We start from the raw sequence: 492 nt of genomic DNA, 5'->3' as shown, positions 1-492 counted from the left end.
CTGACTGACAGTGGACCGGTGCGATTGGCTTTATTCCGAGCGAATCTTGCTTAGGAAGTTGTTGGTTTCGCGACGCAGATTGACCGAGTACTCCATCAGTTCATGGGCTGATTTCAGAACCGTATCGGCACTTTCGGTCGACCGTACAGCCGCCGCACTGACCAAGCTGATGCTTTCGGTCACACCGCTGGTCCCGACAGAAGCATTTTCCACACTGCCGGAAATCTCCTGAGTCGCAGCGCCTTGTTCTTCGACCGCCGCCGCGATGGCGGATGCGCTTTCGTTAAGTTCACCAACAATATCGGTGATCTCGTTGATTGCGGTCGAGGACAGTTTGGTCGCGTTCTGGATGCTTTCGATCTGCTCGGAAATTTCCTGTGTCGCGCGACTGGTTTGGGATGCGAGGTTTTTAACCTCGTTGGCGACAACCGCAAAACCCTTGCCAGCTTCGCCAGCACGGGCGGCCTCGATCGTGGCATTCAGGGCCAGAAG

The 492-nt window shown here is 55.7% G+C and carries 1 protein-coding gene; it reads right to left on the bottom strand.

What is annotated here, in order from left to right; all coding sequences use genetic code 11:
• Positions 1-30: 30 nt before the first annotated feature.
• The coding region (locus B3Z49_RS15775) for a methyl-accepting chemotaxis protein (protein ID WP_296992608.1) at positions 31-492 on the bottom strand (462 nt) is incomplete at its 5' end.

The organism is Thalassospira sp. UBA1131 (assembly GCF_002311515.1).
In the GTDB taxonomy this organism is placed as follows: Bacteria; Pseudomonadota; Alphaproteobacteria; order Rhodospirillales; family Thalassospiraceae; genus Thalassospira.
Note: the sequence above shows the minus strand (reverse complement) of the source record. Positions and strands in the feature narration are given on the sequence as shown.